28 protein-coding genes are annotated in these 26,097 nt (G+C 69.5%); 19 read left to right on the top strand and 9 right to left on the bottom strand.

The window, feature by feature from the left end; translation table 11 throughout:
- Positions 1 to 122 precede the first annotated feature (122 nt).
- The gene (locus AC3WLB_RS10035; protein ID WP_492505544.1) at positions 123 to 2,414 is read left to right on the top strand and encodes a polyribonucleotide nucleotidyltransferase; all 2,292 of its coding nucleotides are present in this window, start codon (positions 123 to 125) and stop codon (positions 2,412 to 2,414) included.
- Positions 2,415 to 2,477: 63 nt separating this feature from the next.
- On the opposite strand, the gene AC3WLB_RS10030 is transcribed toward AC3WLB_RS10035, so the two are convergent.
- Positions 2,478 to 3,302 (bottom strand): phytanoyl-CoA dioxygenase family protein, encoded by an 825-nt coding sequence (locus tag AC3WLB_RS10030; RefSeq protein ID WP_492505542.1) that lies wholly within the window; start codon positions 3,300 to 3,302, stop codon positions 2,478 to 2,480.
- Positions 3,303 to 3,352: 50 nt separating this feature from the next.
- On the opposite strand from AC3WLB_RS10030, the gene AC3WLB_RS10025 reads away from it, so the two are divergent.
- The 3 genes from AC3WLB_RS10025 to AC3WLB_RS10015 are packed head-to-tail and all read left to right on the top strand — an operon-like array spanning position 3,353 to position 6,206.
- On the top strand, positions 3,353 to 4,237 hold the full coding sequence (locus tag AC3WLB_RS10025) for a helix-turn-helix domain-containing protein (protein WP_492505540.1): 885 nt from the start codon (positions 3,353 to 3,355) through the stop codon (positions 4,235 to 4,237).
- Between the two features lie 5 nt (positions 4,238 to 4,242).
- A complete protein-coding gene (locus AC3WLB_RS10020; RefSeq protein WP_492505538.1) occupies positions 4,243 to 5,604 on the top strand; it encodes a M16 family metallopeptidase in 1,362 nt (453 codons plus the stop codon).
- Positions 5,604 to 6,206 (top strand): histidine phosphatase family protein, encoded by a 603-nt coding sequence (locus AC3WLB_RS10015; protein ID WP_022898778.1) that lies wholly within the window; start codon positions 5,604 to 5,606, stop codon positions 6,204 to 6,206. Before AC3WLB_RS10020 ends, AC3WLB_RS10015 begins: the two co-directional genes overlap by 1 nt.
- A 186-nt stretch (positions 6,207 to 6,392) precedes the next feature.
- Here AC3WLB_RS10015 and AC3WLB_RS10010 read toward each other — a convergent pair whose 3' ends face one another.
- Positions 6,393 to 6,866, bottom strand: coding sequence for a GNAT family N-acetyltransferase (locus AC3WLB_RS10010; protein ID WP_492505536.1), 474 nt, complete (start codon positions 6,864 to 6,866; stop codon positions 6,393 to 6,395).
- 44 nt (positions 6,867 to 6,910) lie between these two features.
- Here AC3WLB_RS10010 and dapB point away from each other — a divergent pair, with 44 nt between their 5' ends.
- Together dapB and AC3WLB_RS10000 are read left to right on the top strand one after the other, a co-directional pair.
- The gene (gene dapB / locus AC3WLB_RS10005) at positions 6,911 to 7,762 is read left to right on the top strand and encodes a 4-hydroxy-tetrahydrodipicolinate reductase (protein WP_492505534.1); all 852 of its coding nucleotides are present in this window, start codon (positions 6,911 to 6,913) and stop codon (positions 7,760 to 7,762) included.
- Positions 7,759 to 8,199: a hypothetical protein gene (locus AC3WLB_RS10000; RefSeq protein WP_022898775.1), complete on the top strand. Its 441-nt coding sequence runs from the start codon at positions 7,759 to 7,761 to the stop codon at positions 8,197 to 8,199. The genes dapB and AC3WLB_RS10000 overlap by 4 nt, the downstream gene beginning before the upstream one ends.
- Before the next feature lie 144 nt (positions 8,200 to 8,343).
- Here AC3WLB_RS10000 and AC3WLB_RS09995 read toward each other — a convergent pair whose 3' ends face one another.
- From AC3WLB_RS09995 to AC3WLB_RS09980, 4 genes are all read right to left on the bottom strand, one after another.
- Complete coding sequence (locus AC3WLB_RS09995; RefSeq protein ID WP_492505532.1) at positions 8,344 to 9,240, bottom strand: TIGR01777 family oxidoreductase; 897 nt, start codon at positions 9,238 to 9,240, stop codon at positions 8,344 to 8,346.
- A gap of 58 nt (positions 9,241 to 9,298) precedes the next feature.
- Complete coding sequence (locus AC3WLB_RS09990; RefSeq protein WP_022898773.1) at positions 9,299 to 9,724, bottom strand: OsmC family peroxiredoxin; 426 nt, start codon at positions 9,722 to 9,724, stop codon at positions 9,299 to 9,301.
- A gap of 73 nt (positions 9,725 to 9,797) precedes the next feature.
- Positions 9,798 to 10,271, bottom strand: coding sequence for a DUF4395 domain-containing protein (locus AC3WLB_RS09985; protein ID WP_492505529.1), 474 nt, complete (start codon positions 10,269 to 10,271; stop codon positions 9,798 to 9,800).
- Positions 10,268 to 10,732: a TlpA family protein disulfide reductase gene (locus AC3WLB_RS09980; protein WP_492505527.1), complete on the bottom strand. Its 465-nt coding sequence runs from the start codon at positions 10,730 to 10,732 to the stop codon at positions 10,268 to 10,270. The genes AC3WLB_RS09985 and AC3WLB_RS09980 overlap by 4 nt, the downstream gene beginning before the upstream one ends.
- A 95-nt stretch (positions 10,733 to 10,827) precedes the next feature.
- On the opposite strand from AC3WLB_RS09980, the gene thyX reads away from it, so the two are divergent.
- Positions 10,828 to 11,571 (top strand): FAD-dependent thymidylate synthase, encoded by a 744-nt coding sequence (gene thyX / locus AC3WLB_RS09975; protein ID WP_492505525.1) that lies wholly within the window; start codon positions 10,828 to 10,830, stop codon positions 11,569 to 11,571.
- A gap of 100 nt (positions 11,572 to 11,671) precedes the next feature.
- Positions 11,672 to 12,406, top strand: coding sequence for a hypothetical protein (locus tag AC3WLB_RS09970; RefSeq protein ID WP_492505523.1), 735 nt, complete (start codon positions 11,672 to 11,674; stop codon positions 12,404 to 12,406).
- Between the two features lie 149 nt (positions 12,407 to 12,555).
- Here the strand turns inward: AC3WLB_RS09970 and AC3WLB_RS09965 are convergent, their stop codons facing one another.
- On the bottom strand, positions 12,556 to 13,266 hold the full coding sequence (locus tag AC3WLB_RS09965; RefSeq protein WP_492505521.1) for a hypothetical protein: 711 nt from the start codon (positions 13,264 to 13,266) through the stop codon (positions 12,556 to 12,558).
- Positions 13,263 to 13,610, bottom strand: a complete 348-nt coding sequence (locus AC3WLB_RS09960) for a PadR family transcriptional regulator (RefSeq protein WP_083890532.1) — start codon at positions 13,608 to 13,610, stop codon at positions 13,263 to 13,265. The genes AC3WLB_RS09965 and AC3WLB_RS09960 overlap by 4 nt, the downstream gene beginning before the upstream one ends.
- Before the next feature lie 229 nt (positions 13,611 to 13,839).
- On the opposite strand from AC3WLB_RS09960, the gene leuA reads away from it, so the two are divergent.
- The 6 genes from leuA (at position 13,840) to AC3WLB_RS09930 (ending at position 18,913) form a co-directional block, all read left to right on the top strand.
- A complete protein-coding gene (leuA, locus tag AC3WLB_RS09955; protein ID WP_492505518.1) occupies positions 13,840 to 15,606 on the top strand; it encodes a 2-isopropylmalate synthase in 1,767 nt (588 codons plus the stop codon).
- Positions 15,607 to 15,725: 119 nt separating this feature from the next.
- Positions 15,726 to 16,394 carry a GAP family protein gene (locus tag AC3WLB_RS09950; protein WP_492505516.1) on the top strand — a complete coding sequence of 223 codons (669 nt, stop codon included), beginning with the start codon at positions 15,726 to 15,728 and terminating at the stop codon, positions 16,392 to 16,394.
- An 87-nt stretch (positions 16,395 to 16,481) separates the two neighbouring features.
- Positions 16,482 to 17,231: a DNA repair protein RecO gene (gene recO / locus AC3WLB_RS09945; RefSeq protein ID WP_492505514.1), complete on the top strand. Its 750-nt coding sequence runs from the start codon at positions 16,482 to 16,484 to the stop codon at positions 17,229 to 17,231.
- Positions 17,228 to 18,076 carry an isoprenyl transferase gene (locus AC3WLB_RS09940; protein ID WP_492505512.1) on the top strand — a complete coding sequence of 283 codons (849 nt, stop codon included), beginning with the start codon at positions 17,228 to 17,230 and terminating at the stop codon, positions 18,074 to 18,076. The genes recO and AC3WLB_RS09940 overlap by 4 nt, the downstream gene beginning before the upstream one ends.
- A gap of 28 nt (positions 18,077 to 18,104) precedes the next feature.
- A complete protein-coding gene (locus tag AC3WLB_RS09935) occupies positions 18,105 to 18,773 on the top strand; it encodes a DsbA family oxidoreductase (protein WP_022898765.1) in 669 nt (222 codons plus the stop codon).
- On the top strand, positions 18,770 to 18,913 hold the full coding sequence (locus AC3WLB_RS09930) for a hypothetical protein (protein ID WP_492505510.1): 144 nt from the start codon (positions 18,770 to 18,772) through the stop codon (positions 18,911 to 18,913). The genes AC3WLB_RS09935 and AC3WLB_RS09930 overlap by 4 nt, the downstream gene beginning before the upstream one ends.
- A 73-nt stretch (positions 18,914 to 18,986) precedes the next feature.
- Here the strand turns inward: AC3WLB_RS09930 and AC3WLB_RS09925 are convergent, their stop codons facing one another.
- Positions 18,987 to 19,475 carry an aminoacyl-tRNA deacylase gene (locus AC3WLB_RS09925; RefSeq protein WP_492505508.1) on the bottom strand — a complete coding sequence of 163 codons (489 nt, stop codon included), beginning with the start codon at positions 19,473 to 19,475 and terminating at the stop codon, positions 18,987 to 18,989.
- 80 nt (positions 19,476 to 19,555) lie between these two features.
- Here AC3WLB_RS09925 and dusB point away from each other — a divergent pair, with 80 nt between their 5' ends.
- Genes dusB through AC3WLB_RS09900 form a run of 5 tightly spaced genes read left to right on the top strand, consistent with a single transcriptional unit; the run spans position 19,556 to position 26,097 of the window.
- Complete coding sequence (gene dusB / locus AC3WLB_RS09920; protein WP_492505506.1) at positions 19,556 to 20,776, top strand: tRNA dihydrouridine synthase DusB; 1,221 nt, start codon at positions 19,556 to 19,558, stop codon at positions 20,774 to 20,776.
- Positions 20,769 to 22,091, top strand: coding sequence for a deoxyguanosinetriphosphate triphosphohydrolase (locus tag AC3WLB_RS09915; RefSeq protein ID WP_492505504.1), 1,323 nt, complete (start codon positions 20,769 to 20,771; stop codon positions 22,089 to 22,091). Before dusB ends, AC3WLB_RS09915 begins: the two co-directional genes overlap by 8 nt.
- Before the next feature lie 4 nt (positions 22,092 to 22,095).
- Complete coding sequence (gene dnaG, locus AC3WLB_RS09910) at positions 22,096 to 24,063, top strand: DNA primase (RefSeq protein WP_492505502.1); 1,968 nt, start codon at positions 22,096 to 22,098, stop codon at positions 24,061 to 24,063.
- 25 nt (positions 24,064 to 24,088) lie between these two features.
- Positions 24,089 to 25,093: an ATP-binding cassette domain-containing protein gene (locus AC3WLB_RS09905; RefSeq protein WP_492505500.1), complete on the top strand. Its 1,005-nt coding sequence runs from the start codon at positions 24,089 to 24,091 to the stop codon at positions 25,091 to 25,093.
- On the top strand, positions 25,093 to 26,097 hold the full coding sequence (locus tag AC3WLB_RS09900) for an NAD(P)-dependent oxidoreductase (protein WP_492505498.1): 1,005 nt from the start codon (positions 25,093 to 25,095) through the stop codon (positions 26,095 to 26,097). The genes AC3WLB_RS09905 and AC3WLB_RS09900 overlap by 1 nt, the downstream gene beginning before the upstream one ends.

Below are 26,097 nucleotides of genomic sequence, written 5' to 3'. Positions count from 1 at the left end.
CATTCACAGCGTCGCCCTTCGACACACGTTCCGGCGCGCATTCGCTGCCGTGATGCCTGCTCCCACGCGAGGAGTCGCACGCCCACACGGGGCCGCGACGCTAAACAAAGGAGAAAGACCTCTTGGAAGGTCCTGAAATCAAATTCGCCGAAGCCGTTCTCGACAACGGCAAGTACGGCACCCGCACCGTCCGCTTCGAGACCGGCCGCCTCGCGCAGCAGGCTCAGGGAGCCGTCGCTGCGTACCTCGACGAAGACACCATGCTGCTCTCGGCCACGAGCGTGTCGAAGCACCCGAAAGACAACTTCGACTTCTTCCCGCTGACCATCGACGTCGAGGAGCGGTCGTACGCGGCCGGCAAGATCCCCGGCTCGTTCTTCCGTCGCGAAGGCCGTCCCTCGACCGAGGCGATCCTCGTCTGCCGCCTCATCGACCGCCCGCTGCGCCCGTCGTTCGTCAACGGCCTCCGCAACGAGGTGCAGGTCGTCATCACCGTGCTCAGCATCGCGCCCGACGAGTTCTACGACGCTCTGGCCATCAACGCGGCCTCCGCCTCGAGCCAGATCTCGGGCATCCCGTTCTCCGGCCCGATCGGCGGCGTGCGCCTCGCGCTCATGCCCGGCTACGGCTCGGAGCCCGACCAGTGGGTCGCGTTCCCGAAGTACTCGCAGCTCGAAGACGCCGTGTTCGACCTCGTGGTCGCCGGCCGGGTCGTCACGAACAGCGACGGCTCGCAGGATGTCGCGATCATGATGGTCGAGGCCGAGGCCACCGAGAACAGCTGGAACCTCATCAAGGGCGGCGCCGTCAAGCCCAACGAGGCCGTCGTGGCCGAGGGCCTCGAGGCCGCCAAGCCCTTCATCAAGCAGCTCGTCGAGGCGCAGGCCTCGATGGCGCAGCAGGCCAACAAGGCGGTGCAGGAGTACCCCGTGTTCCTGCCCTACACCCAGGCCGCCTACGACGCCGTCGCCGAGCTCAGCTACGACGAGCTGGTGGGCATCTACCAGATCGCCGACAAGATCGAGCGCCAGAACGCCGACGACGCCCTGAAGGATCGCGTCAAGGCCGCCGTCGCCGCCAAGGTCGAAGCGGGCGAGCTGGATGCCGAGGTCATCGGCATGGTCTCCGCCGCCTACAAGTCGGTCACCAAGGTGGTCGTGCGCGGCCGCATCCTGCGCGACGGCGTGCGCATCGACGGGCGTGGGCTCGCCGACATCCGTCCGCTCGACGCCGAGGTCGCGGTCATCCCGCGCGTGCACGGTTCGGCGATCTTCCAGCGCGGCGAGACCCAGATCCTGGGTGTCACCACGCTGAACATGCTCAAGATGGAGCAGCAGATCGACTCGCTCTCGCCCATCACGAAGAAGCGCTACCTGCACCACTACAACTTCCCGCCCTACTCGACCGGTGAGACCGGCCGCGTCGGGTCGCCGAAGCGTCGCGAGATCGGGCACGGCTTCCTGGCCGAGCGCGCCCTCGTGCCGGTGCTGCCCTCGCGCGAGGAGTTCCCCTACGCCATCCGTCAGGTGTCCGAGGCCCTCGGGTCCAACGGCTCCACCTCGATGGGTTCCGTCTGCGCCTCGACTCTGTCGCTCCTGAACGCCGGTGTGCCGCTGCGCGCCCCGGTCGCCGGTATCGCGATGGGCCTCGTCTCCGACGAGGTCGACGGGGAGACCCGCTACGCGGCGCTCACCGACATCCTGGGTGCTGAGGACGCGCTCGGCGACATGGACTTCAAGGTGGCCGGAACCAGCGAGTTCGTCACCGCGATCCAGCTCGACACCAAGCTCGACGGCATCCCCACCTCGGTGCTCGACGGTGCGCTCAAGCAGGCCAAGGCCGCCCGTGAGGCGATCCTCAACGTGCTGAACGCCGCCATCGACGCGCCCGACGAGATGGCCCCGACCGCGCCGCGCGTGATCTCGGTGCAGATCCCGGTCGACAAGATCGGCGAGCTGATCGGCCCGAAGGGCAAGACGATCAACGCGATCCAGGACGAGACCGGCGCCGACATCTCGATCGAGGAAGACGGCACCGTGTACATCGGCGCCGTCGACGGCCCCTCGGCCGAGGCCGCGCGCCAGCAGGTCAACGCCATCGCGAACCCGCAGAACCCGGAGATCGGTGAGCAGTTCCTCGGCACCGTCGTGAAGCTCGCCACCTTCGGCGCCTTCATCTCCCTGCTCCCCGGCAAGGACGGCCTGCTGCACATCTCCGAGGTGCGCAAGCTCGCCGGCGGCAAGCGCGTCGAGAACGTCGAAGACGTGCTCGGCGTCGGGCAGAAGATCCTGGTCGAGATCACGAAGATCGACGACCGCGGAAAGCTGTCGCTCGCCCCGGTCCTCGCCGAGGCTGCCGACACCGAGGGCTCAGCCGCCCACTCCGAGGGCCCCACGGAGCCCGCGGAGGGCTAAGCCTCGACCGACACGACGGATGCCCGTCCCGCATGACGCGGGGCGGGCATCCGTGTCTCCCGATCAGTGCGGGCCGGCCGGGGTCCAGCCCTCACCACAGGCGCCGCCGTCCTCGGACTCGGCAACCACGATCTCCGCGCCATCCGGCGCCAGCAGCGGGTTGTAGAACTTCGCGATCTCGGTGCTCGACTGCGGCACGTAGTGAAAGATCAATGACCGCCGAAAGCGATCGGCCGAGCGGTTCGGGCCGGAGCCGTGCACCATGCTGCCGTGGAAGAACAGCATGTCGCCGGCGGCGAGCACCGTCTGCTCGGCGACCATGCCCTCGGGCAGCTTGACCTCGGCGTTGGTGAACGACTCGTCGGCGTCGGCCTCCTCCGGGCACACCAATTCGTAGCGGTGGGAGCCGGGCACCATCCTGAGGCCCCCGTTCTCGCTGTCGCAGTCGTCGATCGCGATCCACGCGGCGATGCAGGTCTCAGGGTGCGCCTGCAGGAACAGGTTGTCCTGGTGCATGGCCTGCCCGCGGCCGCCGGCCGGCTTGAAGTAGAACATCGACTGGGCGGCGAAGACGGGGCCCAACATGGCGGTCACCCGCTCGAGGATGCGCTCGTCGAGCATCCATCGGCGGGAGAGCCGGCCGACCTCCAGGTCGGTGCGGCGGTGCGGATGCACGAATCGCGGATACCGGGCCAGCGGATCGTCCTCCGGGACCTTGTCGTCGTGCCCGATCGAGCGGTCCCGTTCGACCTGAGCCATGAAGGACTCGCGGATCTCGGCGACCTCCTCGGGCGAGAAGACCGCGGGAACATGGACGACTCCGCGGCGATCGAACTCCTCGGCGAGCGAGGCGGCGTCGGTGGCGGGGAAGGGGGTGATAGTAGACATACGAGCGAGACTGCCGGACTGGCTGCCGGAGCTGAATAGGATTTGCTGTCATGAACCATGAAGATCCTGCTGCACGGCTCCGTGTGGAGTCGAAGCATCCCGAGTTCGACCGGATCTCGGGCGGCCACTTCCGCGAGGGTGCTGACTACTCGACCTGGCGGGCGCACGGCACGGACGACTGGCTCCTCATCCACACCCTGGCGGGAGCGGGCCGGGTGGCCGGAAACCACGGATCGCTGACGACGGATGCGGGCGACACCATTCTGATCGCCCCACGCGCCCGGCACGACTACGCGACGTCGCCGGCACCGGGGACATGGGAGTTCCTGTTCGCGCATTTCCGCCCGCCGACGGACTGGTCGGGACTGCTGGAATGGCCGGGGCGCCGGGAGGGGGTCGGCCGGCTGCGGGTCGAAGGCGAGGTGCTCCGTCGCGTGCGAGCGGCACTGCGCCGCACCGTGGGGCTGGCGCGCAGCCCGCTCGCCACCGCTGAGTTGTTCGCGCTGAACGCCCTCGAGGAGGCTCTGCTCTGGCTCGACACGCAGAACCCGCGGTCGGGCCCGACCGATGAACGCGTGCTCCGCGTGGTCGAGTACGTGCAGGCGCACCTCGCCGACGAACTCGACGTCCCGGTGCTCGCCGCTGTCGGCGGCCTTTCGCCCTCGCGGTTGAGCCGCCTCTTCACGGCGCACCTCGGGCTGAGCCCCCAGCGCTTCGTCGAGCGGGAGCGGCTGCTGCTCGCCAAGCAGCTCCTCGACTTCACGAACCGCCCGGTGGGGGTGATCGCGCGGGACGTCGGCTGGAGCGATCCGCTGTACTTCTCGCAGCGATTCCGCCGCTCCACAGGGCTCAGTCCGACGGCGTACCGGATGCGTGGTGCGGCCCCGGCGCACCGGCCGGAACCGGGGCCGAGCGGAGGCGATGGCGTAGGCTGACAAGGATGAACAGCGCCGTGCCACTTCCTCTTGACCTGCCCGAACTGTCGATCGGCACCGTCGCCGAAGGGCTGGTGCGACGCACGATCCTGCCGAGCGGGGTGCGCATCCTCACCGAGCACATCCCGGGCAGCCGCAGCGCCACCATCGGGTACTGGGTGGCGGCCGGGTCGCGCGATGAACTGGGCGCTGTCGCGGGCATCCCGTCGCGGTTCGGGTCGACGCACTTCCTCGAGCACCTGCTGTTCAAGGGCACGCCGAGTCGCTCGGCGCTCGACATCGCGATCTCGTTCGACTCCGTCGGCGGCGAGCACAACGCCGTCACCGCGAAGGAGTACACCTGCTACTACGCGAAGGTGCGCGACGCCGATCTGCCGATGGCGATCACGGTCATCGCCGACATGCTCACCTCCTCGCTCCTCGAGCGCGGTGAGTTCGAGACCGAACGCGGCGTCATCCTCGAGGAGCTGGCCATGGCCGAGGACGACCCGGGCGATCTCGTGGGGGAGCGACTGTTCGAGGCGGTGCTGGGCGAGCATCCGCTGGGCCGGCCCGTCGGCGGCACGCCCGAGACCATCCGCGCCGTCACCCGCGACGCCGTGTGGGACCACTACACCGCCTCTTACCGCCCGAGCGATCTCGTGGTGTCGGCTGCGGGCGCGGTCGATCACGACGTGCTCGTCGCCGCCGTCACCGCCGCGCTCGACGCGTCGGGCTGGGACCTCTCGATCGAGTCCGCCCCTCGGGCCCGCCGCTCTGCCGAACCGGCGGAGCTCGGCGCCGGTCGCCCGGTCAGCGTCACCCACAAGCCCACCGAGCAGGTCAGCGTCATGGTGGGCATGCCCGGGCTCGTGGCCACCGACGAACGGCGCACCACCATGGCCGTGCTCAACTCCGCGTTCGGCGGCGGGATGTCGTCGCGCCTGTTCCAGGAGGTGCGCGAGAAGCGCGGCCTGGCCTACTCGGTGTACTCCTACGCACCGAGCTACTCCGACGCCGGTGTCTTCACGATGTACGCCGGATGCACGCCCGAGCGCTCGGGCACGGTGAGCGAGCTCATGCTGAGCGAGCTGAACCGGCTCGCCGCCGACGGCATCACCGCCGACGAACTCGACCGCGCCCACGGGCAGCTCTCGGGCTCGGCCGCGCTGGCGCTCGAGGACTCGGACACCCGCATGTCGCGGCTCGGCCGCTCCGAGCTCACCATGGGCGAGTTCGTCGACCTCGACGAGAGCGTGCGGCGTCTGATGGCCGTCACCCGCGAGGATGTGCAGGAGCTCGCGCAGGAGCTGGCCGCGCATCCAGTCAGCATCGCGGCGGTCGGCCCGGTCGACGACGACGCGCTCCGTCAGGTGGTGAGCACCTGATGGCGCACACCCTCTACCTCGTGCGGCACGGCGAGCAGCTCGACGCGGAGCACGGCGTCGACGACGGACCGCTCTCGCCGCGCGGGCACCGCCAGGCGAGACTGATCGCCGACCGGCTCGGCGGTGTGCCGTTCGACAACGTGTGGCACTCGCCGCTGCAGCGCGCCGAGCAGACCGCGCTGATCATGAGCGAGCACCTTCCCGCTCTCGATCCGAAGCCCAGCGCCCTGCTGTTCGACTGCGTGCCGACGGGGTACTCGCCGCAGATGCCGCACACCTTCGAGCCGTTCTTCAATTCCGTCACCGACGACGAGGTGGAGGCCGGCCGCGCTCAGATGGCGGATGCGGTGGCCGAGTTCCTCACCCCGTCGCGGGCCACCACCCACGACCTGCTGATCACCCACAACTTCGTGATCGCCTGGTTCGTTCGGGAGGCCATGGATGCGCCCGAGTGGCGCTGGGTCGGCCTCAACCAGGCGCACGCGGGCCTCACCATCATCCGCTTCAAGGCGGGGCGGCTGCCGGAGCTGGTGGCGCACAACGACCTGGGCCACCTCCCGGTGGAACTCCGTACGGGAGTGAACGACCCCCAGCCGTACTAGCTGCGGTGCGGCCCGGGCTTCGCTCGGGCTGCACCGGCGTCGCCGGTCCCTGCCCGGCGCCGCGCGACATGTGAGGGCGCGGTCGAGGGGAGCGGCCTGCGGTCGCACCCCTCGGCCACACCCTCACCTTGGGTCGTCTGAGAGCGGCCTGTTGCGTTCGGTCTCGTGGGGAGATCGGGGTGTGGGTCAGAGTTTTTTCTGGTACCACCTGGTTGCGTTGGGGTTCGTGTTGTACGGGGGGATGGGCTCGTAGTTCAGGCGGGCGTAGAGGCGGGCGGCGGCGGTGAGGGAGTCGTGCGTGTCGAGCACGAGTTCGGTGGCGCCGAAGGCGCGGGCGCGGTGCTCGAGCTCGGCCATGAGGGCGCCGGCCCAGCCGCGGCCGCGTGCCGCGGGGTCGAGCCAGACGTGCTTGACCTCGAAGCGCACGATTCCGGCGTCGGCGTCGGCGAGCATCCGGATGCCACCGCAGCCCACCGCCCGGCCCTCGTCGTCCTCGAGCACGACGAACACGCCGTTCACCCCGTCGAAGTCGACCGGAGACGGGTACGACACCGTGTACGAGCCGCCCGCCTGCGGAAACGCCGCCGCCCGGTAGGCGAAGTAGTCGTCGAGCAGCCCGCGCTCGACCTCGGCCGTCACGTCGCCGGATCGGATGCGCATGCCCCCAGCCTACGAGCCCCCGCGAGCCCGGGTAGGTTACTCATATGAGTACGAAGGTTGCGGTGGCCGGTGCGACGGGGAAGATGGGGCGACTCGTCACGGGGATCGTCGAGGAACTCGACGGGTTCGACCTGGTCGCGGCGCTCGACTCGCGCAGCCCGCTCGAGGACATGCTGGCCGCCGACCTCGTGGTCGACGTGACCGTGCCCGGGGTCAGCCAGGGCGTGGTGGACTTCGCGGTGGCGCACGACAAGAACGTGCTGATCGGCACCTCGGGCTGGTCTGCCGACCGCATCCAGGCGCTCCGGCGCACCCTCGGCGACGAGCCGCGATCGGGCGTCGTCGTCATCCCCAACTTCTCGCTCGGCTCGGTGCTCGCCACCTCGTTCGCAGCGATGGCGGCGCGGTACTTCGACTCGATCGAGATCGTCGAGGCGCACGCCGCCACCAAGGTCGACTCGCCCTCGGGCACCGCCGTGCGCACGGCCGAGCTGATGGGCGCGGCGCGTTCGGCGCTCGGCCCCGTCGCCGCACCGCACACCGACCAGCGGGCGCGCGGGCAGCAGGTCGCGAGCATCCCCATCCACAGCCTGCGGCTGGCCGGCATCGTCGCCAAGCAGGACGTCGTGTTCGGCGGCACTGGCGAGGTGCTCACGATCTCGCACGAGACCATCTCGCCGAGCGCGTATGCGGCCGGCATCCGGGTGTCGCTCGCAGCGGCGGCGGATGCGCGGGGCGTCGTCGTGGGGCTCGACCAGGTGCTCGGGCTCGGCGCCGACGGGGCGGCAGGCGCCGGCGCTGCCGCGGACTCCGCCGATGCCTCGGCCGAGGCGCCCGCGCCCGCCCCCGAGAACGTGTCGGGGCAGGCCGCGACCGCCACGAGCGTGCAACCGTGAAGAACCGCTTCGCCGCCCTGCTGATGGCGGTGCTGCTCGCCGTCTACATCGTGCTCGTGGGGGTGCGGGCGGTGCAGTTCGTGCTCACCGGGGTGCCGATCGCCATCGCGATCGGGGTGGTGCTCATCATCCTGCCGATCGTGGGCGCGTGGGCGCTGGTGCGGGAGGTGATGTTCGGGGTGCGCACGCAGCAGCTCGTGGAGCGCCTCGAGCGTGAGGGCGAGCTGCCGGTCGACGACCTGCCCAAACGTGCGAGCGGGCGACCGGTGCGGGCGGCGGCCGACGAGGAGTTCCCGCAGTACCGCGCTGCGGTCGAGGCCGACGAGACCGATTGGCGGGCCTGGTTCCGCCTGGGGCTCGCCTACGACGCGTCGGGCGACCGCCGTCGCGCGCGCGGCGCCCTCCGCACCGCCATCCACCTCGAGCGCGGGCGCTGACGCACCCCTCGCCGCCCCACGCCCGCCCGGCGCCCCCAGCCCCATCGATCCGTGACTTGTGGTTGGAATGGCGCGTCTATACCCACCACAAGTGACGGGTCGGCGCATGCGGCCTGGTGGCGCGCGACGGGGGCCGCGGGCGGGTTACGCAGCGTGGGCGAGGGCGGACTCCAGGGTGGCGTCGCGGAAGGCGAAGCCGTCGGCGACGAGGCGCTGGGCCGACACGTTCTGGTCGGCGAGCAGCAAGTCCTTGCCCGCGTCGGCAAGGGCGGCGCGGAGGGCCCACGCGGGGGCGGGCAACCAGTACGGCCGGTGCAGCTGCTCGGCGAATTCGCGCACCACGAGCCCGGCGGGTGCGGGCTCGGGCCCGACGAGGTTGACCGGCCCGTCGAGTGACGAGTCGAGCAGGTGGCGGAGTGCGGCCGCCTCGTCGTAGAGGCTGATCCAGGGCCAGATCTGCTCGCCCGAGCCGAGTGGCCCGGCGAGCCCGGCCTTGGCCAGGAACCGCAGCGGCTTCAGCGCTCCGCCGCCCGGGCCCACCACGAGACCGGTACGCGCCGTGACGACTCGCGTGCGGGCCGCAGCCGGCGCGGCTGCGCGCTCCCACGCATCCGCGACCTTGGCGAGGAAGCCGTCGCCCACGGGCGCGCTCTCGGTGAGCAGTTCGCCGGGGCGGTCGCCGTAGAAGCCCACCGCCGATCCGCTGAGGAAGACCTCCGGCGGCGATTCGGCGCGCAGGATGGCGTCGGCGAGCGTCGAGGTGGCCTGGATGCGCGACTGCAGGATCTCGCGCTTGTACGGCAGCGTCCACGGCAGCCGGGAGATCGAGGCGCCGGAGAGGTTGACGATCGCGTCGGCGCCGTCGACGATGGCGGTCTTGATCCAGCGCGCCTCCGGGTCCCAGGTGCGCTCGGTGGCGGTGCGGGCGGGCCGGCGCACGAGGATGAGCGCGGTGTGCCCGTCGGCGCGCAGCTGGGCGGCGAGCTCGGTGCCGATGAAACCCGAGCCGCCCGCGATGAGCACGGTGCGTGGCGCGCTCATCGGGTTGCCTCCGCGGCGGGCAGCGGATGCGGCGGTGCGGGGTGCCGTCCGGCCGCCACTACGCGAGGCTCGCTTCGAGCGTGATGGGGATGCCGGCGAGGGCACGGGAGATCGGGCATCCGGCCTTCGCCTCCTCGGCGATGCGCTGGAAGTCGGCCTCCGAGATGCCCGGCACCACGGCACTCACGAGCAGGTGACTGCCGGTGACGCCCTCGGCCGGGTCGAAGGTGACCGCCGCGGTCGTCTGCAGCGACTCCGGGCTCGTGCCGAAGCGCGCGAGCGCGTTGGCGAAGGCCATCGAGAAGCAGGAGGCATGGGCGGCGCCCAGAAGTTCTTCGGGCGTAGTGACGCTGTCGGCGCCCTCGGAGCGCGCCTTCCAGTCGACGGCGAAGCTGCCGGCCTTCGAGGTGTCGAGGGTCGTGGTGCCTGACCCGCTGAGCAGGTCGCCACGCCATACGGTCGTGGATTCGCTGGTGACAGTCATGCTGGACCTCTCCGTCGGTGCGTCCAGACTATTCGGCTTTGCCGCATTCGTCAGGCCGACTTGCCCGCTACCGTCAGGTCCCCGTCGAAACCCGTCGCGCTCGCACCAGCAGGAGGTAGAGCTGGCATCCGATGCAGTAGCCGAACACCGCGTTGAGGAAAGCGGCGACGAACGCCAGCGAGGCGAAGATCGTGAGCGCGAACGGCACGCCGAGGGCGCCGAGCACGAGTCCGGCGAGGGTGACGACGCAGCCGACGAGCTGCGCGAAGCTGGGCGGTTTCGGGTCTTCGAGCTCGGTCGGCGGCGCCAACCGCGGCCGCACCAGCGTGCGGAACAGCAGCCCGAACGGGTGCCGCTTCACGCCCGCCGTCGCACCCCAGAGAAAGAGCAGGCTGAGCAGGGCGAGCAGCCCGAACGCGGGGGAGAGGATGCGCGCGACCGGCGCCACCGAGGCATCCGTCGGGAAGGCGAAGCTCAGGGCGACCGTGACGAGCAGGAGCACGGCGGTGATGCCCGCGGTGAACCGCGGTGCGCGGGGGTCGATCATGCGAGTTCCTTCAGCTGCGTCTCGACCACGGCGCGGCGCACGGCCCCGCCGATGCGGGAGCGCACGACGCCGTCGCGGTCGAGGATGAGGGTGGTGGGGGTCTGCAGGATGCTGAAGCGCCGCACGAGGTCGGCCCGGTGCGTGACGTCGACGTCGAGATAGGCCACGCCGGGGGTCGCGCCGGCGAGGTCGGTCAGTAGCCGGCGGGTGGCGGGGCAGCTCGAGCAGAACTCGGTCGAGAACTGCACCAGCGTCGCGTGGGCGCCGAGGCGCGCGGGAGCGGATGCGGGGGCGGACGCCTGCTGCGCGCCGGCGGCGGGGTTCGAGAACACGGCGGGGTCGACCGTGTGCGCCTCCGCCACGACCCGAGCGGCGCCCTGCCGCGACCGCCAGGTGAAGCCCGCGACGGTGCTCACGGCGACGAGACCGAGGAGGAACGCGGTGATCAGCAGCGGATTCATGGTGCTCGCAGGCTACGCGCCGGGCGACCCGCCGCATCCGTTCATGACGAATGTTACGAACGCTGCCCGTGCCGCGCGGCGGCTATCGTGAAGGGGTGACCGAGATCGAACCGCGCAGCATCGAATTCCGTAGTGACGTGACCGTCGAGCTGGTGCGCTCGAGTGCCGGCGACTCCGACGTGCTGTTCGCAGCGCGCGTGTCGACACAGGGTGAGCAGACGCTCGAGGCCGCTGAGGCCGGCACCGAGGCCGACCCGAAACGCGATCGCGGGCTCATCAACTACCTCATGCGCGACCGGCACGGCTCGCCGTTCGAGCACAACTCGATGACCTTCTACGTTCAGGCGCCGATCTTCGTCTTCCGCGAGTTCATGCGGCACCGCATCGCGAGCTACAACGAGGAGTCGGGGCGCTACCGGCAGCTGCGTCCGGTGTTCTACGTTCCGGGCGCCGATCGCAACCTCGTGCAGGTCGGGAAGCCCGGCGCCTACGACTTCCTACCCGGCACGCCGGCGCAGACCGCCCTGGTGGCCGAGGAGGTGAAAGCGGCGAGCACGGCGGCCTTCGAGGCCTACGAACGGATGCTCGAGGCCGGCGTCGCCCGCGAGGTCGCACGCATCGTGCTGCCGCTCAACATCTACTCGTCGATGTACGTCACCCTGAACGCGCGGTCGCTGATGAACTTCCTGTCGCTGCGCACGAAGCGCCCCGACACGACGTTCCCGAGCTTCCCGCAGCGCGAGATCGAGATGTGCGCGGAGAAGATGGAGACGATCTGGCAGGGGTTGATGCCGCTCACATCGGCGGCGTTCGACGCGAACGGCCGCGTCGCCCCGTGAGCGACTCGCCGTGAACTCTTCCGGCTAAAGTGATGTAACCTCATAATCGAGGTGAATCATGAACCGTCTTTCAACGCCTGCCGTCGCCCTAGTCCAGATTGTGGCCATCACCACCCTTTCGGCGTGCGCGGGCAATCAAGCCGATACCGAAGTGACTGGGTCGAGTGGATCGGTCTCGGCACCGGGCGCTTCGGAAGCAAAGAATGCCCCTGACGACGCAAGTTGGCCGCCTGCCCCGGTCGCCGACCCCGAACCGATATCGATCGTCATCCCGGTCGATTGGCCAGAGGCGGACAAAGAGAATGCGCGCGAATGGGTCACCGTTCAACAGAGCACACAACAGTGCCAGCTGCGGCGCGGAATCGATTCTTACCGCTACCTCCCGGTGTGGGAGGAGACTTATGACGATTCAGGCGCGCTGGCCAGCAGCGGGCCGCCTCCGAGTGATTGGGACGCGCACTTCCAGCGACCGTTCCAGTTCTTTCGCACTAGTGCGGTGGTCTGTTTCAATCAGGCTCTCGAGCAGATCGGTCGGCAACCGAACGGCCCGCTTGAGTTTCCAGCGCGTCTTCCTCGGTTCGAGGAGAGCGACTTCAGTGACGCGTCCACTTTAGACATCCCGTCCGAATGGAGTGATGCCGATCGGACTTCGGCGCGCCAGGGCTGGGAGGTCGAACTCCAGGTGAGAGCTTGCATGGCGGCGGCGGGGTACCCAAGTTATGGGGACGCCGTATTGGCTGATGACCGATTCCTACCGAGCTCAAGACCCGTGGATGAGCACATTTCCACTGGCAAAGCAGCCGGATGTGCGCCTTGCCTTGAGCGGAGATTATGAGAATACGCCGTACGACTGGCAGAAAGGTGGCTGTGTTGGTGCTGCGAGGCACGACGTCGAGGGCATTTGACCCGAGTCGCCACATGCCTCCTCGGTCATCATGAGCGGTGTTGGCGCGGACTTCCTTGTCAACACCGCTCATGAAAACTTTAGGACGACCAGATCCGACGCAGGGTGGTGAGCCGAATGCCGAGCGCTAGGGGCACGCTGGCGAGGATCAGGGCGGGGGTGATCAGAATCGCCTTACCCCAGAGTCCGCGCGGAAGGCTCATCGTGACCGTGGCAAGAATATCGGACGGGCTGCCGCCTAGAGATGGCATCCCGTAGATCACGGCCGCCCCAAGAGCCACTACGCTGACGCTGACAACGATCGATCCGATGAGTTGGGACGACGGCCGGCGCGCCAGCAGTAGCCCTGCGAGAGCAATCACTGTGCTGGCGAGTAGCATCATAGGCATTTCGGAGGTGCTCATCGGGTTGCCGTTCGCGAAACTGCGGACCGTCGCGACGGCTCCACTGATCGCCACCACGATGCTGATCGCAGTCAGCATCAGCGAGAGACGGATCGCGATGGACGCACTGCCGGCCGGCACCTGCGACAGGCGCCGCTTCTCCGTGAGATTGAGCTGGTGTTCCCGCCAGGCTATGTCAGCCGGAACTCCGCGCACGGCCCGCACGAAGATGCGTTTCGCGGTGGATCTATCGTCATCGAGGACGTGAGATTGCTCATAGAGATCGGAGGCGATCTCCCGTCGGCGTTCATCGGCGATCGGCCGTGGGATGCCTCGAGTGTAAAAACCAGCCCAGGCCAGCACGATGCGTGTTGCGTGCTTGGGCATCGCGTTAGCGCGGCGCTTCATGCGTTCACGACCAAAAATGATTGCGGAGCATCGGCTCGGGCTCGGGAGTGAATTTCGTCGAGCACGCGTTCGCCCAGCCCTGTGACGTGGTACTCCCGGCGTGGTGGCCGCTCAGTGACTTCGGGCTCGTGTATCCACTCGGAGTCCACCAGGCCGCGTTCGCTCAACTTCCCCAATGCTTTGTACAGGGTGCCGTGAGCAGTCAGTTTTCGTGCGCGGTCGACGTCGCTGATCTCCTTAGCAATCGCGAATCCGTGTGTCGGGAGGTCACGGGCCGCGAGGGTGAGAATGGACTCAAGTATTTGAGCCTGCAGTTCCGAAAGATGAGAATTAGTTGAAATCATAAATCGAGCGTAGGAAGATATCTTCCTTCTCCCAATGAGTAGTTCCTACTTAGAGCTTGGGTCATCCGCGCGTCGCAGGAATTCGGGCGCTGCCAGGAGCCGTGATATCGTCGGAACGTGCTTTCGGGTCTGCTCCTTCTTAGCTGCCGCGACGAGTCCTAGTTTCAGGCCTCCCTCGTCGCGGAGTTTGCTGTTGGCTGACCACCACATTTGACGAAGGAACGCACTCATGAAGAACAATCAGGCCGCATCGGCCATGCCGATCCACAAGTACCGGCCCTACCACGAGCAGATCGCCGTCGACCTGCCCGACCGCACCTGGCCCGCGAAGCACATCGAGGTCGCCCCGCGCTGGTGCGCCGTCGACCTGCGCGACGGCAACCAGGCCCTCATCGACCCGATGAGCCCCGAGCGCAAGCGCATCATGTTCGACCTGCTCGTGAAGATGGGCTACAAGGAGATCGAGGTCGGGTTCCCGAGCGCGAGCCAGACCGACTTCGACTTCGTGCGCTCGCTGATCGAGGAGAACGCGATCCCCGACGACGTCACCATTCAGGTGCTGACGCAGGCGCGGGAGCACCTCATCCGTCGCACCTACGAGTCGATCAAGGGCGCCAAGCAGGCGATCGTGCACCTCTACAACTCCACGAGCATCCTGCAGCGTGACGTGGTGTTCCGCACCGACAAGCAGGGCATCATCGACATCGCGCTCGAGGGCGCCCGGCTGTGCCGCTCCTTCGAGAGCATGGTCCCCGGCACGGATGTCTACTACGAGTACTCGCCCGAGAGCTACACCGGCACCGAGCTGGAGTTCGCGGTCGACATCTGCAACCAGGTGCTCGAGATCCTCGAGCCGACGCCTGAGCGCAAGGTCATCGTCAACCTGCCGTCGACCGTCGAGATGGCGACGCCCAACGTCTACGCCGACTCGATCGAGTGGATGGGCCGGCACCTGAACCACCGCGAGAACGTCATCATCTCGCTGCACCCGCACAACGACCGGGGCACCGCCGTGGCGGCGGCCGAGCTCGGCTACCTGGCGGGCGCCGACCGCATCGAGGGGTGCCTGTTCGGCAACGGGGAGCGCACCGGGAACGTCGACCTGGTGGCGCTCGGCATCAACCTGTTCACCCAGGGCATCGACCCGCAGATCGACTTCAGCGACCTCGACGAGGTGCGCCGCACCGCCGAGTACTGCAACCAGCTGAAGGTGCACGAGCGGAGCCCCTGGGCCGGCGACCTGGTCTACACCGCGTTCAGCGGATCGCACCAGGATGCGATCAAGAAGGGCTTCGAGGCCATGGAGGCCGACGCGGCGCGCCAGGGCAAATCGGTCGACGAACTGGTCTGGGCCGTGCCTTACCTGCCGGTCGACCCGAAAGACCTGGGCCGGTCGTACGAGGCGGTCATCCGAGTCAACTCGCAGTCGGGCAAGGGCGGCGTCGCCTACCTGCTGAAGACCGACCACGCCCTCGACCTGCCGCGGAAGCTGCAGATCGAGTTCTCGGGCGTCGTGCAGGCGAAGACGGATGCGGAGGGCGGCGAGGTCACGAGCGACGAGATCTGGTCGATCTTCAACGACGAGTACCTGCCGGCGCCGGCCGACCGCGCCGAGGACAAGTGGGGCCGCTTCGAGCTCACCCGCACCCGAACGGCCAGCGATCTGTCGGGCTCGGTGTCGCTCGAGGTCGAGTTGCGCGTCGGCGAGGACGTCATCGAGACGAGCGCGACGGGCAACGGCCCGATCGCGGCGTTCCTCAACGTGATGAGCGAGCAGGGCATCGAGATCAAGCTCTACGACTACGTCGAGCACGCGCTGAGCGCCTCGGGCGACGCGCTGGCGGCCGCCTACGTCGAGCTGCAGGTCGACGGCACGCGCCTGTGGGGCGTCGGCATCGACGCCGACATCTCCACGGCGAGCCTCAAGGCCGTCGTCTCCGCGGTCAACCGCGCCATCCGCGTGCGCGACGCCGACCGCGAGCTCGCCGCCGTCTAGGGCAGGCGCCCTTGCGGGCATCCGCTCCGGTGACTCGTCGCAAACCGAGCTGAAAGCGTCGGCTTTCCCGGTTTGCGACGAGTCGCGGGCGCGGCGCGGGCGAGCACTACGCTGAGGGCATGTTCTGGCATGCACTCGGCGAGGCGCTTCCCCTCGCGTTCGCGGTGATCATCTCGCCGATGCCGCTCGTGGCGGTCATCACCCTGCTGCTCGGGCCGCGCGGGCGCGGCAACGCCTGGGCGTTCACGATCGCGTTCGCGGTCTCGTTCTTCGCGTTGACCCTCGCGCTCGCCTCCGGGTCGAAGGGCACCACCCAGAACGACTCGTTCTTCGCCACGGTGTTCCACATCGTGATCGGCTTCGCCTTCGCCGCACTGTTCTTCTACCTCGCGTTCCGCAGCTGGCAGAAGCGGCCGAAGAAGGGCGCCAAGCCCGTCGAACCCAAATGGCTGGCGGCGATGGAGTCGTTCGGCGTCGTCAAGTCGGCCGGGCTCGGCCTTCTGCTGGGTGTGGCCAACATCAAGAACGTGCCGATCGCCATCGCGGCGGGGGCGTCGCTCGGTGCGGCCGACATGCCCTGGTCGCTCGTGTTCGTGGGGGCGGCCGTGTTCGCAGCGGTGTCGAGCCTGGGCCTCATCGCCCTGTCGCTCGCCGGCGGGTCGCACCGGCTCGCGGCGCCGCTGGCATCGGCCAAGGCGTCGCTGATCCGCTACAACAACGTGATCATGGCCGTGCTCTTCATCATCCTGGGCGGGCTGCAGCTCGGGCGGGCGTTCGAAGCCTTCTGATGGTTCCGGCCTTTGCGCACCGGCATCCGCTCGCGCGGGCGCCGGGTCGCTCCGGCATCGCGGCGTCTGGGCGCGGGATAATTGACCGTGCCCGTTTACCGAGATGAAGCCGTCGTGCTGCGCACCCACAAATTGGGTGAGGCCGATCGCATCGTCACGCTGCTCACCCGGCAGCACGGCAAAGTGCGCGCCGTCGCGCGCGGGGTGCGGCGAACGGCCTCGAAGTTCGGGGCGCGACTCGAGCCCTTCATGGTGGCCGACGTGCAGTTCTACGAGGGGCGTTCGCTCGACACCGTGACCCAGGCCGTCACGATCGGCTCGTACGGCGCGGAAATCACCGCCGACTACGCCAGCTACACCGCGGCCAGCGCGATGGTCGAGACGGCCGACAAGCTCACCGAGGAGGAGCCGTCGCTGCAGCAGTACCTGCTGCTCGTCGGCGCCCTGCGCTCACTCGCGCGCGGCGAGCACGGCCCCACCCTCACCCTCGACTCGTACCTCCTCCGCGCGCTCTCGATGGCGGGCTGGGCGCCGAGCTTCCACGACTGCGCGGTGACCGGGGAGGCCGGACCGCACTCCGCCTTCGTCGTCCAGCTCGGCGGGGTGGTGAGCGACCAGGTCGCCCCGCCCGGCACGCCGCGCCTCGACCCCACCACCCTCGAGCTGCTCGCCGCCCTCCTCACGGGCGACTGGGCGACGGCCGACGCCTCGGAGGCGACGACCCGCTCGCGCGCGAGCGGTATCGTGGCCGCGTACACCCAATGGCACCTGGAACGCGGGCTCCGCTCCCTCGAGCACGTCGAACGGTCGCAGACGAAGAAGGTCCAGCCCCAGTGAGTCCCGTGCCCAAGACCTCCCGCCTTGCCGAGCCCTTCCGCCCCCTGGACTGGACGGGCATCCACCCGCCTGCCATCCCGGCGGCCGCGGTGCCGAAGCACGTGGCCATCGTGATGGACGGCAACGGGCGGTGGGCGAACCAGCGCGGCCTCACCCGCATCGAGGGACACCGCGCGGGCGAGGCCGCCCTGCTCGACGTGGTGGCGGGCGCCATCCAGATCGGCGTGAAGCACGTGTCGGTCTACGCCTTCTCCACCGAGAACTGGAAGCGGTCGCCCGACGAGGTGCGCTTCCTGATGGGCTTCAACCGGGAGGTGCTGCACCGCCGGCGCGATCAGCTGAACGAGTGGGGGGTGCGCATCCGTTGGGCCGGGCGCCGGCCTCGGCTCTGGGCATCCGTCATCAAGGAGCTGCAGTTCGCCGAGCGGCTCACCGCCCGCAACTCCACCCTCACCCTCACGATGTGCGTCAACTACGGCGGCCGCACCGAGATCACGGATGCGGTGCGCGCGATCGCCGACGACGTCGCGGCCGGGCGCATCCGGGCGTCGGCCGTGTCGGAGAAACTCATCCAGAAGCACCTGTACGTGCCCGAGCTGCCCGACGTCGACCTGTTCGTGCGGTCGTCGGGGGAGCAGCGCACCTCGAACTTCCTGCCCTGGCAGTCGGCGTACGCCGAGATGGTCTTCCTCGATCGACTGTGGCCCGACTTCACCCGGGTCGACCTGTGGCAGGCGATCGAGCGTTACGCCGGCCGCAACCGGCGGTTCGGCGGGGCGGTCGACGCGCCGGTGGCGGATTCGGATTCGGATTCGGCTTCGTCGAGGCCCTCGAACACGGAATGAGATCGCGGATGCGCGTGTTGCGTCTTGTGTGAGTGACGCCATCAAGATCGACATCTGGTCCGACATCGCCTGCCCGTGGTGCTACATCGGCAAGCGCAAACTCGAGAACGGCATCGCCTCGTACGGCGAGGAAGACGGCGCTCTGCCGGTCGAGATCGAGTACCACAGCTTCGAGCTCTCGCCCGACACGCCGGTGGACTTCCACGGCACGCACGAGGACTTCCTCGAGTCGAAGGGCTTCCCGCGGGAGCAGATCGGGCCGATGCTCGAGCGGGTGACCGGCATCGCCGCATCCGTCGGCCTCGACTACGACTACGACCATCTGCAGCACGCGAACACGGTGCTGGCGCACCAGCTGATCCACTACGCGAAGGCGCGCGGGCTGCAGCTGGAGGCGAAGGAGCGGCTGCTGAAGGCCTACTTCGTGGAGGGCCGGCAGGTCGGCACGATCGAGGGCCTGGCCGACCTGGCCGTGGAGATCGGTCTCGACCGCGACGACGTGGTGCGCTCGCTGAGTTCGGACGAGTACCTGGCCGCGGTGCGCGCCGATCAGCAGACGGCGGTGGCGTACGGCATCCAGGGCGTGCCGTTCTTCGTGATCGAGGGCAAGTACGGGGTGTCGGGGGCGCAGGATGCGTCGACCTTCGCCCAGGTGCTGCGCCAGGTCACCGACGAGAAGACGGAGGTCGGCGCGTGACCGCGCCCGAGGCGGCACCGGCCGCCGCTGCGCAGCAGCCTGCCCCCGAGCCGGTGCAGATCCTGCCGCGCATGCCGCTGACGCTCACGCTCGTGGGCGATGCCGGGGCGGCCTGCGAGGGCGACGCCTGCGCGCTCTGAACGCGCTTGTCGAGCCGTCAGTTGTGGTCGGTCTGGCGACCGCATACCCACCGCAACTGACGGGTCGGCGAGCCTACCCGCGCGCAGGGAGTGGGTCGGAGATGTCGGCGACCACGGCGTCGAGGCCGCGGGCCAGGGCGTCGGCGTCGACGAAGGCGCTGTGGCCGTGAGCGCCCGCGCCCATGGCGACGCGTTTGCCCGTGAACGAGGCGTCGAGGTAGACGGGCCAGGCGGTGGTGGAGCCGAGCGGCGTGATCGTGCCGCGCTCGTAGCCGGTGGCTGCCAGGGCGACGTCCTGGTGGGGCATCGAGAGCTTGTTCACGCCGACCAGGGCGCGCAGCTTCGGCCAGCTGATCTGCCGGTCGCCCGGGATGAGGGCGAACAGGAAGTCGCCGTCGTGCCGCTTCACCACCAGACTCTTCAGGATGTCGCCCGGCGCGAGGCCCAAGAGAGCCGCGGCGCCCTCGAGCGAGTCGGCGGCGGGGCGCTCCACGATCTCCACCGGGATGCCCCGGGCCTCGGCGTCCTGCTGAACACGGTCGATACCGTTCTTCTCCGTCACAGAGCCATTCAACCGTTCTTTCGTCCACAGGATTCCCGTGCTTGACGCAGCCCCCGCATCCGTCTGGGAGAATTGACCCGATGTCCACTCCAACCCTCGCCCCAGCACCGCCCGCCGCATCGGCGGGTACCACGCCCGGTGACCGGCTCACGATCGGCCCGATCCGGCTCGACGTGCCGGTGGTGCTCGCGCCCATGGCGGGAATCACGAACACCGCCTTCCGCCGGCTCTGCCGGGAGTTCGGGGCGGGGCTGTACGTCAGTGAGATGATCACGAGCCGTGCGCTGGTGGAGCGAAACGAGTCGACGATGCGGCTCATCACGCACCACCCGTCCGAGACGCCGCGTTCGATCCAGCTCTACGGGGTCGACCCGGGCACCATGGCCGCGGCCGCGCGCATCCTGGTGGAGGAAGACCGCACCGACCACATCGACATGAACTTCGGCTGCCCCGTCCCCAAGGTCACCAAGAAGGGCGGGGGAGCGGCGCTGCCGTGGAAGCTCGATCTGTTCCGCGAGATCGTGGAGTCGGTGGTGGATGCGGCGGGAGACATCCCGGTGACGGTCAAGATGCGCAAAGGCATCGACACCGACCACCTCACCTACCTCGAGGCGGCGAAGGCCGCCGAGGGCGCCGGGGTGAGCGCCATCGCGCTGCACGCCCGCACCGCGGCCGACTTCTACAGCGGGCACGCCGACTGGTCGGCCATCGCGCGCCTGAAAGAGACCATCACGAGCATCCCAGTGCTCGGCAACGGTGACATCTGGTCGGGGGAGGATGCGTTGCGCATGGTCGACGAGACCGGCTGCGACGGCGTGGTGGTCGGCCGCGGCTGCCTCGGGCGGCCGTGGTTGTTCGGCGATCTGGCGGCCGCGTTCCGGGTGCGCGCGGGCGAACTCGGCGCGGCGGAGGCCGACGCGCTGCGCGCCGCACCCTCGCTCGGCGACGTGGCCCGCACGCTGCGCCGGCACACCGAGCTGCTGGTGGAGTTCTTCGGCGACGAGGGGCACGCCTGCCGCGACATCCGCAAGCACATCGCCTGGTACCTCAAGGGCTACCCGGCCGGGCACGAGGTGCGGGCCGCGCTCAGCACCGTCACGAGCCTGGCGCAGATGGACGAGATCCTGGCCACGCTCGACTGGAGCGAGCCGTACCCCGGTGCCGACGCCGAAGGCCCGCGCGGCCGGGCCGGCAGCCCGAAGAACCCGTCGCTGCCCGACCGCTGGCTCGAGTCGCGCACGCTCGAGAGCGCAGGGCGGGTCGACCTGGCCGCAGCGGAGTTGACGCACAGTGGTGGCTGAGCCGCTGCCGAACCTCTCGACGGCCACGCCCACCAAGGGCTACTCCGAGGCCGACGCAGAGCGGTTCCTGCCCGAAGAGCATTACACCCGGCGCAGCGACTTCGCGCGCGACCGCGCGCGCATCCTGCACTCCTCGTCGCTGCGCCGCTTGGCCGCGAAGACCCAGGTGCTGAGCCCGGCCGTGGTCGCCGACTTCGCCCGCAACCGGCTCACCCACTCCCTCGAGGTGGCCCAGGTGGGGCGAGAGCTCGCCAACAGCCTCGATCTCGACCCCGACGTGGTCGACAGCGCGTGCCTCGCGCACGACCTCGGGCATCCGCCGTTCGGGCACAACGGGGAGCGGGCGCTCAACGACTGGGCACGCGACATCGGCGGGTTCGAGGGCAACGCGCAGAGTCTGCGCATCCTCACCCGGCTCGAGCCGAAGGTGGTCGACGAGAGCGGCCGCAGCGTCGGTCTCAACCTCACCCGGGCGAGCCTCGATGCGAGCTGCAAGTACCCGTGGACGGTCTCCGACCCGGTGCCCGACGCCAGCGGTCGCCTGAAGTACGGCGTCTATGACGACGACGTGCCCGTGTTCACCTGGCTCCGGCGGGGCGCACCGGCTCGCACCCTCTGCGTCGAGGCGCAGGTGATGGATCTCTCCGACGACATCGCCTACTCCGTGCACGACTTCGAAGACGCGGTGCTGAACGGCTACATCGACGTTCCGGTGCTCGGCGCGCGGGCCGACCACGCCTCGCTCATCCGCAGCATCCATTCCCGCGCCGGCGGGGCGTTCAGCCTCGACGACCTGACCGAGGCGTTCGAGCGGCTCGACTCACTGCAGGTGTGGCTGTCGGAGTGGGACGACTCGCGGCAGGCGCACGCGAAGCTGAAGAACCTCACCAGCCAGTTGATCGGCCGCTTCGCCGGCGCCGCAACGCGGGCGACCCGGGAGTCGTTCCCGGCGACGAGCATCACGCGGTACGGCGCTGACGTGGTCGTGCCACCCTGGGTCGCGGCCGAGATCGCCACGCTCAAGGGCATCGTGTCGGTGTTCGTGATGAGCAACGACGCGCGGCAGCCCATCTACCAGCGGCAGCGCACCCTGCTGCTCGAACTCGCCGACGCCCTCTGGGAGTCCGACGGCCGCTCGCTCGACCGCGCGTTCGCCGACGACTGGCAGCAGGCCGGTACCGACGCCGAGCGCAAGCGCATCGTGGTCGACCAGGTCGCGAGCCTCACCGACCAGACCGCCGAGGCGTGGCACGCCCGATTGCTGGCGCCGGATGCGACGCGAGCGACACCGGTGCACAGCCGGAACGTATCCTAGAGAGATGGCAGGGCTGATACGTCGGAGCGACATCGACGAAGTCCGCTCCCGGGTCAACATCGCCGACGTGGTGGGTGACTACGTCACCCTGAAGAGCGCAGGGTCCGGGTCGCTCAAGGGACTGTGCCCGTTCCACGACGAGCGGTCGCCGAGCTTCCACGTGCGCCCGCAGGTCGGCTTCTACCACTGCTTCGGCTGCGGCGAGGGCGGCGACGTCTACAAGTTCCTGCAGCAGATGGATCACATCAGCTTCGCCGAGGCCGTCGAGCGCCTGGCCGTGAAGATCGGCTACCAGCTGCACTACGAAGACGGCGGGGCGGCCGTCGACCAGGGCAACCGCGCCCGGTTGCTCGCCGCGAACGAGGCCGCACGCGAGTACTTCGCCGAGCAGCTCACCGCGCCGGGCGCCGACCTCGCGCGCTCGTTCCTCGGTGAGCGCGGCTTCGACGCCTCCGTCGCCGCACACTTCGGCATCGGGTACGCGCCCCAGGGGTGGGACAACCTCGGCAAGCACCTCCGAGGCCGCGGCTTCACCGAGCGCGAGCTCACCGACGCCGGGCTCCTCAGCGCCGGAGACCGCGGAACCTACGACCGATTCCGGGGGCGACTGATCTGGCCCATCCGCGACCAGACCGGGCAGACCGTCGGCTTCGGCGCCCGCCGACTGTTCGAGGACGACAAGGGCCCGAAATACCTCAACACCCCCGAGACCCTCGTCTACCACAAGGCGCAGGTGCTCTACGGGCTCGATCTGGCCAAACGCGACATCGCCCGCAGCCGTCAGGTGGTCGTCGTCGAGGGGTACACCGATGTGATGGCATGCCACCTCGCCGGCGTCACCACCGCCGTCGCCACCTGCGGCACCTCGTTCGGCGTCGAGCACATCAAGATCATGCGCCGCGTGCTCTCCGACGACAGCGCGGGTCTCGGCGAGGTGGTCTTCACCTTCGACCCGGATGCGGCGGGCCAGAAGGCCGCGCTCCGCGCGTTCAGCGAGGAGCAGCGGTTCGCCGCGCAGACCTACGTCGCCGTGGCACCCGACGGTCTCGACCCGTGCGACCTCCGCCTCGCCAAGGGCGACGACGCCGTGCGGCGGCTGGTCAAGGGCAAGAAGCCGATGTTCGAGTTCGTCATCAAACAGAAGCTCGCCGCCTACGACCTCGACACCGTCGAGGGCCGGGTCGCGGCGCTGCGCGATGCGGCACCGATCGTCGCCGACATCCGCGACCCCGCCCTGCGGCCGGCCTACACCCGGCAGCTGGCCAAGATGCTCGCGATGGAGCTCGACGACGTGCGGCGCATGGTGGAGAGCAGCGGGTCGCGGTCGCGTGGCGCATCCGCATCACCCGGTGCGGAGGGGCGCGAACTGGCAGCGGTGGGCCGAGGGCCGGAGGGCCAGGCCCTCGCGCGGAGCCACCCCGACCCCGCCGGCGACCCGCTCGTGGCCTCGGTCACCTCCCTGCCGGAGGCCCCGGCGGCAGCGGTGGTGCGCCCGAGCGTGTCGATCACCCAGCTGCCGGCCACCACGGCAGCCCGCACGGAGCGGGACGCGTTGATGGCGATGCTCCAGGCGCCGACCGTGGTCGGGCGTGACCTCCTGGTGCAGGCCAGCGGATGCGGTTTCAGCAACGCGCCGCTCGCGGCCGTCCGCGATGCCATCGGCCGTAACGTCGACTCGTTCGAGCGGCCCGACTGGGTGACGGTGGTGCAAGGCGACGTGCCTGAGGAGTACCGGCGCCTGGTGGAGGAACTCGCCGTCGCTCCGTTGCCCGAACGCCCCGACCGCCAGCCCGAGACCTACCTGCGGCGCATCACGCGCGACCTCATCCAGCGTCACCTCCTGCGCCGGAAAGAGGAGGTGAAGGGGCGTCTCCAGCGCACCGACGCGGTCGAGAACCCCGAGCTCTACCGGCAGATCCAGCGCGAACTCGTGCAACTCGAGACCGATCGCCGCGCCTTGCAGGCCGATTGAGGGGAACCGAATAGGCTCGAATCCCATGGCAGACCGTAACGTGCTCACCGCCTCCGATGTCACCATCGAGTACCCGGCGCACAGCGTGAGCCCGGCGTTCACGGCGGTCAAGGGGTTCACACTCACCATCGAGCCGGGCGAGATCGTGGGGCTCGTCGGCTCCAGCGGGTCGGGCAAGTCCACGCTGGCGCACGTGGCCTCGGGTCAGGCAGCCATCCGCGGCACCAAGGAGAACTCGCCGCGCATCATCGGCGGCAGCCTCGACGTTCTCGGCTTCCAGATGCGCGGACTCAAACGCGCCAAGCTAAACAAGCTCACGCTGGGGGTCGGCTATGTGGCGCAGGATGCCGGCTCGAACCTCACCCCGAACATGACCGTGGCCGAACTGGTCGCCGAACCGCTCTTCCTCCGCGACAAGCGCTACGACCGGCATGAGGCGGGCCTGAAGGCGGCGACGCTCGTCGACGCGCTCCTGCTGCCGGTCGGGTCGATGTTGAAGCAGCCGCACGAACTCTCGAGCGGGCAGCGCCAACGGGTGGCGATCGCACGCGGCCTCATCCTCGACCCGGTGCTGCTCATCGCCGACGAGCCGACCGCGGGTGTCGACGTCTCGGTGCGCGGCGCCGTCGTCGACGTCATCGCGGGTCTGCAGCGATCCCGCGGTGCCAGCGCCCTCATCGTCAGTCACGATCTCGACGCACTGCGCCGCTCGGTCGACCGCATCGCGGTCATCCACGAGGGCGTTGTGGTGGGCGTGGGGCCGATCGACGACGTGCTGTCCGACCCGCGGCACCCGTACGTCGCGGGCCTCGCCCGGGAGACGTACGGGGACGACCCCGAGGAGGACGGCGATGGCGAGGATGCGGACGACTACGACGACGCGGACGGCTACGACGACGCGGACGGCTACGACGACGGGGCCGATGCGGACGACTGGGCCGACGCGGACGCGGACGGCGACGCCGACGGCGACGAGGCCCCGAGCGGCCGCGGCGTGAGCGGCGACGCCGCTGCGGGCGGGTCGCGCTGATGCCCCGCGCCGCCTACCGCAGCCGGCACCGCGAAGTGCTGGCCGTCCCGGCCGAGACGCTGCCGCCCGAAGAGCGCCCAGAGCCCGGGCCGATCGCGGTCCTGCCCACCACCGACCCGCACCTGGTTCGCGCCGCCGAGGAGGCGGGAGCGGTGGTCGCCCCGCTCGGCCCCGAGACCCGCGGGATCGTCTGGCTGAGTCCGACGGGAGCCGACGAACTCGGCGCCATCCTCGAGGCGAATCCGCAGATCGACTGGGTGCAGCTGCCCTGGGCGGGCGTGAACCGCTTCACCGCACTGATGCGCGCGCACGACCGGCCGAGACGGGTGTGGACGAGCGCGAAGGGCGCCTTCGCGCAACCGGTGGCCGAACACGTGCTGCTGCTCACGCTGGCGCTCCTGCGTGACCTGCCCGAACGCATCCGCGCCACCTCCTGGGGCCCCAAGGCGGGCTGGTCGCTCTACGGACTGAACGTCGTGATCGTCGGTGCGGGCGGCATCGCCGTGGAGCTTCTGCGCCTGCTGCAGCCGTTCGGCGTCGACGCGACGGTCGTGCGCCGACGTGACGAACCCCTGCCGGGAGCGCGTCGCACCGTCACGACCGAACGCCTCGGCGACGTACTGCCCGAGGCCGACCTCGTGGTGCTCGCCGCCGCCCACACCGAAGGCACGGACAAGCTGCTCGGCCCGGCGGAGTTCGCACTGCTGAAGCCCACGGCGTTCCTCGTGAACGTCGCCCGCGGCGGATTGGTCGACACGGATGCTCTGCTCGCCGCCCTCGACTCCGAAGCGCTCGCCGGGGCGGCCCTTGACGTCACCGACCCTGAGCCGCTGCCGGACGGGCATCCGCTCTGGGGTCGTTCGAACGTCATCATCACGCCACACTCGGCCGACACGCCGGAGATGAACGCGCCGCTCTTGGCGGCGCGGGTGCGGCACAACGTGCGAGCCTTCCTCGGCCGGGGGGACTTCGCGGGCCGGGCGGATCCGCAGGCCGGTTACTGA

The organism is Herbiconiux sp. FW305-C-125, assembly GCF_058783455.1.
This window is presented reverse-complemented; position numbering and strand designations above follow the sequence as displayed.

Coding starts and splice junctions, on each gene's coding strand:
- AC3WLB_RS10030 (WP_492505542.1), bottom strand. CDS start 3,302: ATGTCTACTATCACCCCCTTCCCCGCCACCGACGCCGCCTCGCTCGCC.
- AC3WLB_RS10025 (WP_492505540.1), top strand. CDS start 3,353: ATGAACCATGAAGATCCTGCTGCACGGCTCCGTGTGGAGTCGAAGCAT.
- AC3WLB_RS10020 (WP_492505538.1), top strand. CDS start 4,243: ATGAACAGCGCCGTGCCACTTCCTCTTGACCTGCCCGAACTGTCGATC.
- AC3WLB_RS10015 (WP_022898778.1), top strand. CDS start 5,604: ATGGCGCACACCCTCTACCTCGTGCGGCACGGCGAGCAGCTCGACGCG.
- AC3WLB_RS10010 (WP_492505536.1), bottom strand. CDS start 6,866: ATGCGCATCCGATCCGGCGACGTGACGGCCGAGGTCGAGCGCGGGCTG.
- dapB (WP_492505534.1), top strand. CDS start 6,911: ATGAGTACGAAGGTTGCGGTGGCCGGTGCGACGGGGAAGATGGGGCGA.
- AC3WLB_RS09995 (WP_492505532.1), bottom strand. CDS start 9,240: ATGAGCGCGCCACGCACCGTGCTCATCGCGGGCGGCTCGGGTTTCATC.
- AC3WLB_RS09990 (WP_022898773.1), bottom strand. CDS start 9,724: ATGACTGTCACCAGCGAATCCACGACCGTATGGCGTGGCGACCTGCTC.
- AC3WLB_RS09985 (WP_492505529.1), bottom strand. CDS start 10,271: ATGATCGACCCCCGCGCACCGCGGTTCACCGCGGGCATCACCGCCGTG.
- AC3WLB_RS09980 (WP_492505527.1), bottom strand. CDS start 10,732: ATGAATCCGCTGCTGATCACCGCGTTCCTCCTCGGTCTCGTCGCCGTG.
- AC3WLB_RS09965 (WP_492505521.1), bottom strand. CDS start 13,266: ATGAAGCGCCGCGCTAACGCGATGCCCAAGCACGCAACACGCATCGTG.
- AC3WLB_RS09960 (WP_083890532.1), bottom strand. CDS start 13,610: ATGATTTCAACTAATTCTCATCTTTCGGAACTGCAGGCTCAAATACTT.
- leuA (WP_492505518.1), top strand. CDS start 13,840: ATGAAGAACAATCAGGCCGCATCGGCCATGCCGATCCACAAGTACCGG.
- AC3WLB_RS09950 (WP_492505516.1), top strand. CDS start 15,726: ATGTTCTGGCATGCACTCGGCGAGGCGCTTCCCCTCGCGTTCGCGGTG.
- dusB (WP_492505506.1), top strand. CDS start 19,556: ATGTCCACTCCAACCCTCGCCCCAGCACCGCCCGCCGCATCGGCGGGT.
- dnaG (WP_492505502.1), top strand. CDS start 22,096: ATGGCAGGGCTGATACGTCGGAGCGACATCGACGAAGTCCGCTCCCGG.
- AC3WLB_RS09905 (WP_492505500.1), top strand. CDS start 24,089: ATGGCAGACCGTAACGTGCTCACCGCCTCCGATGTCACCATCGAGTAC.
- AC3WLB_RS09900 (WP_492505498.1), top strand. CDS start 25,093: ATGCCCCGCGCCGCCTACCGCAGCCGGCACCGCGAAGTGCTGGCCGTC.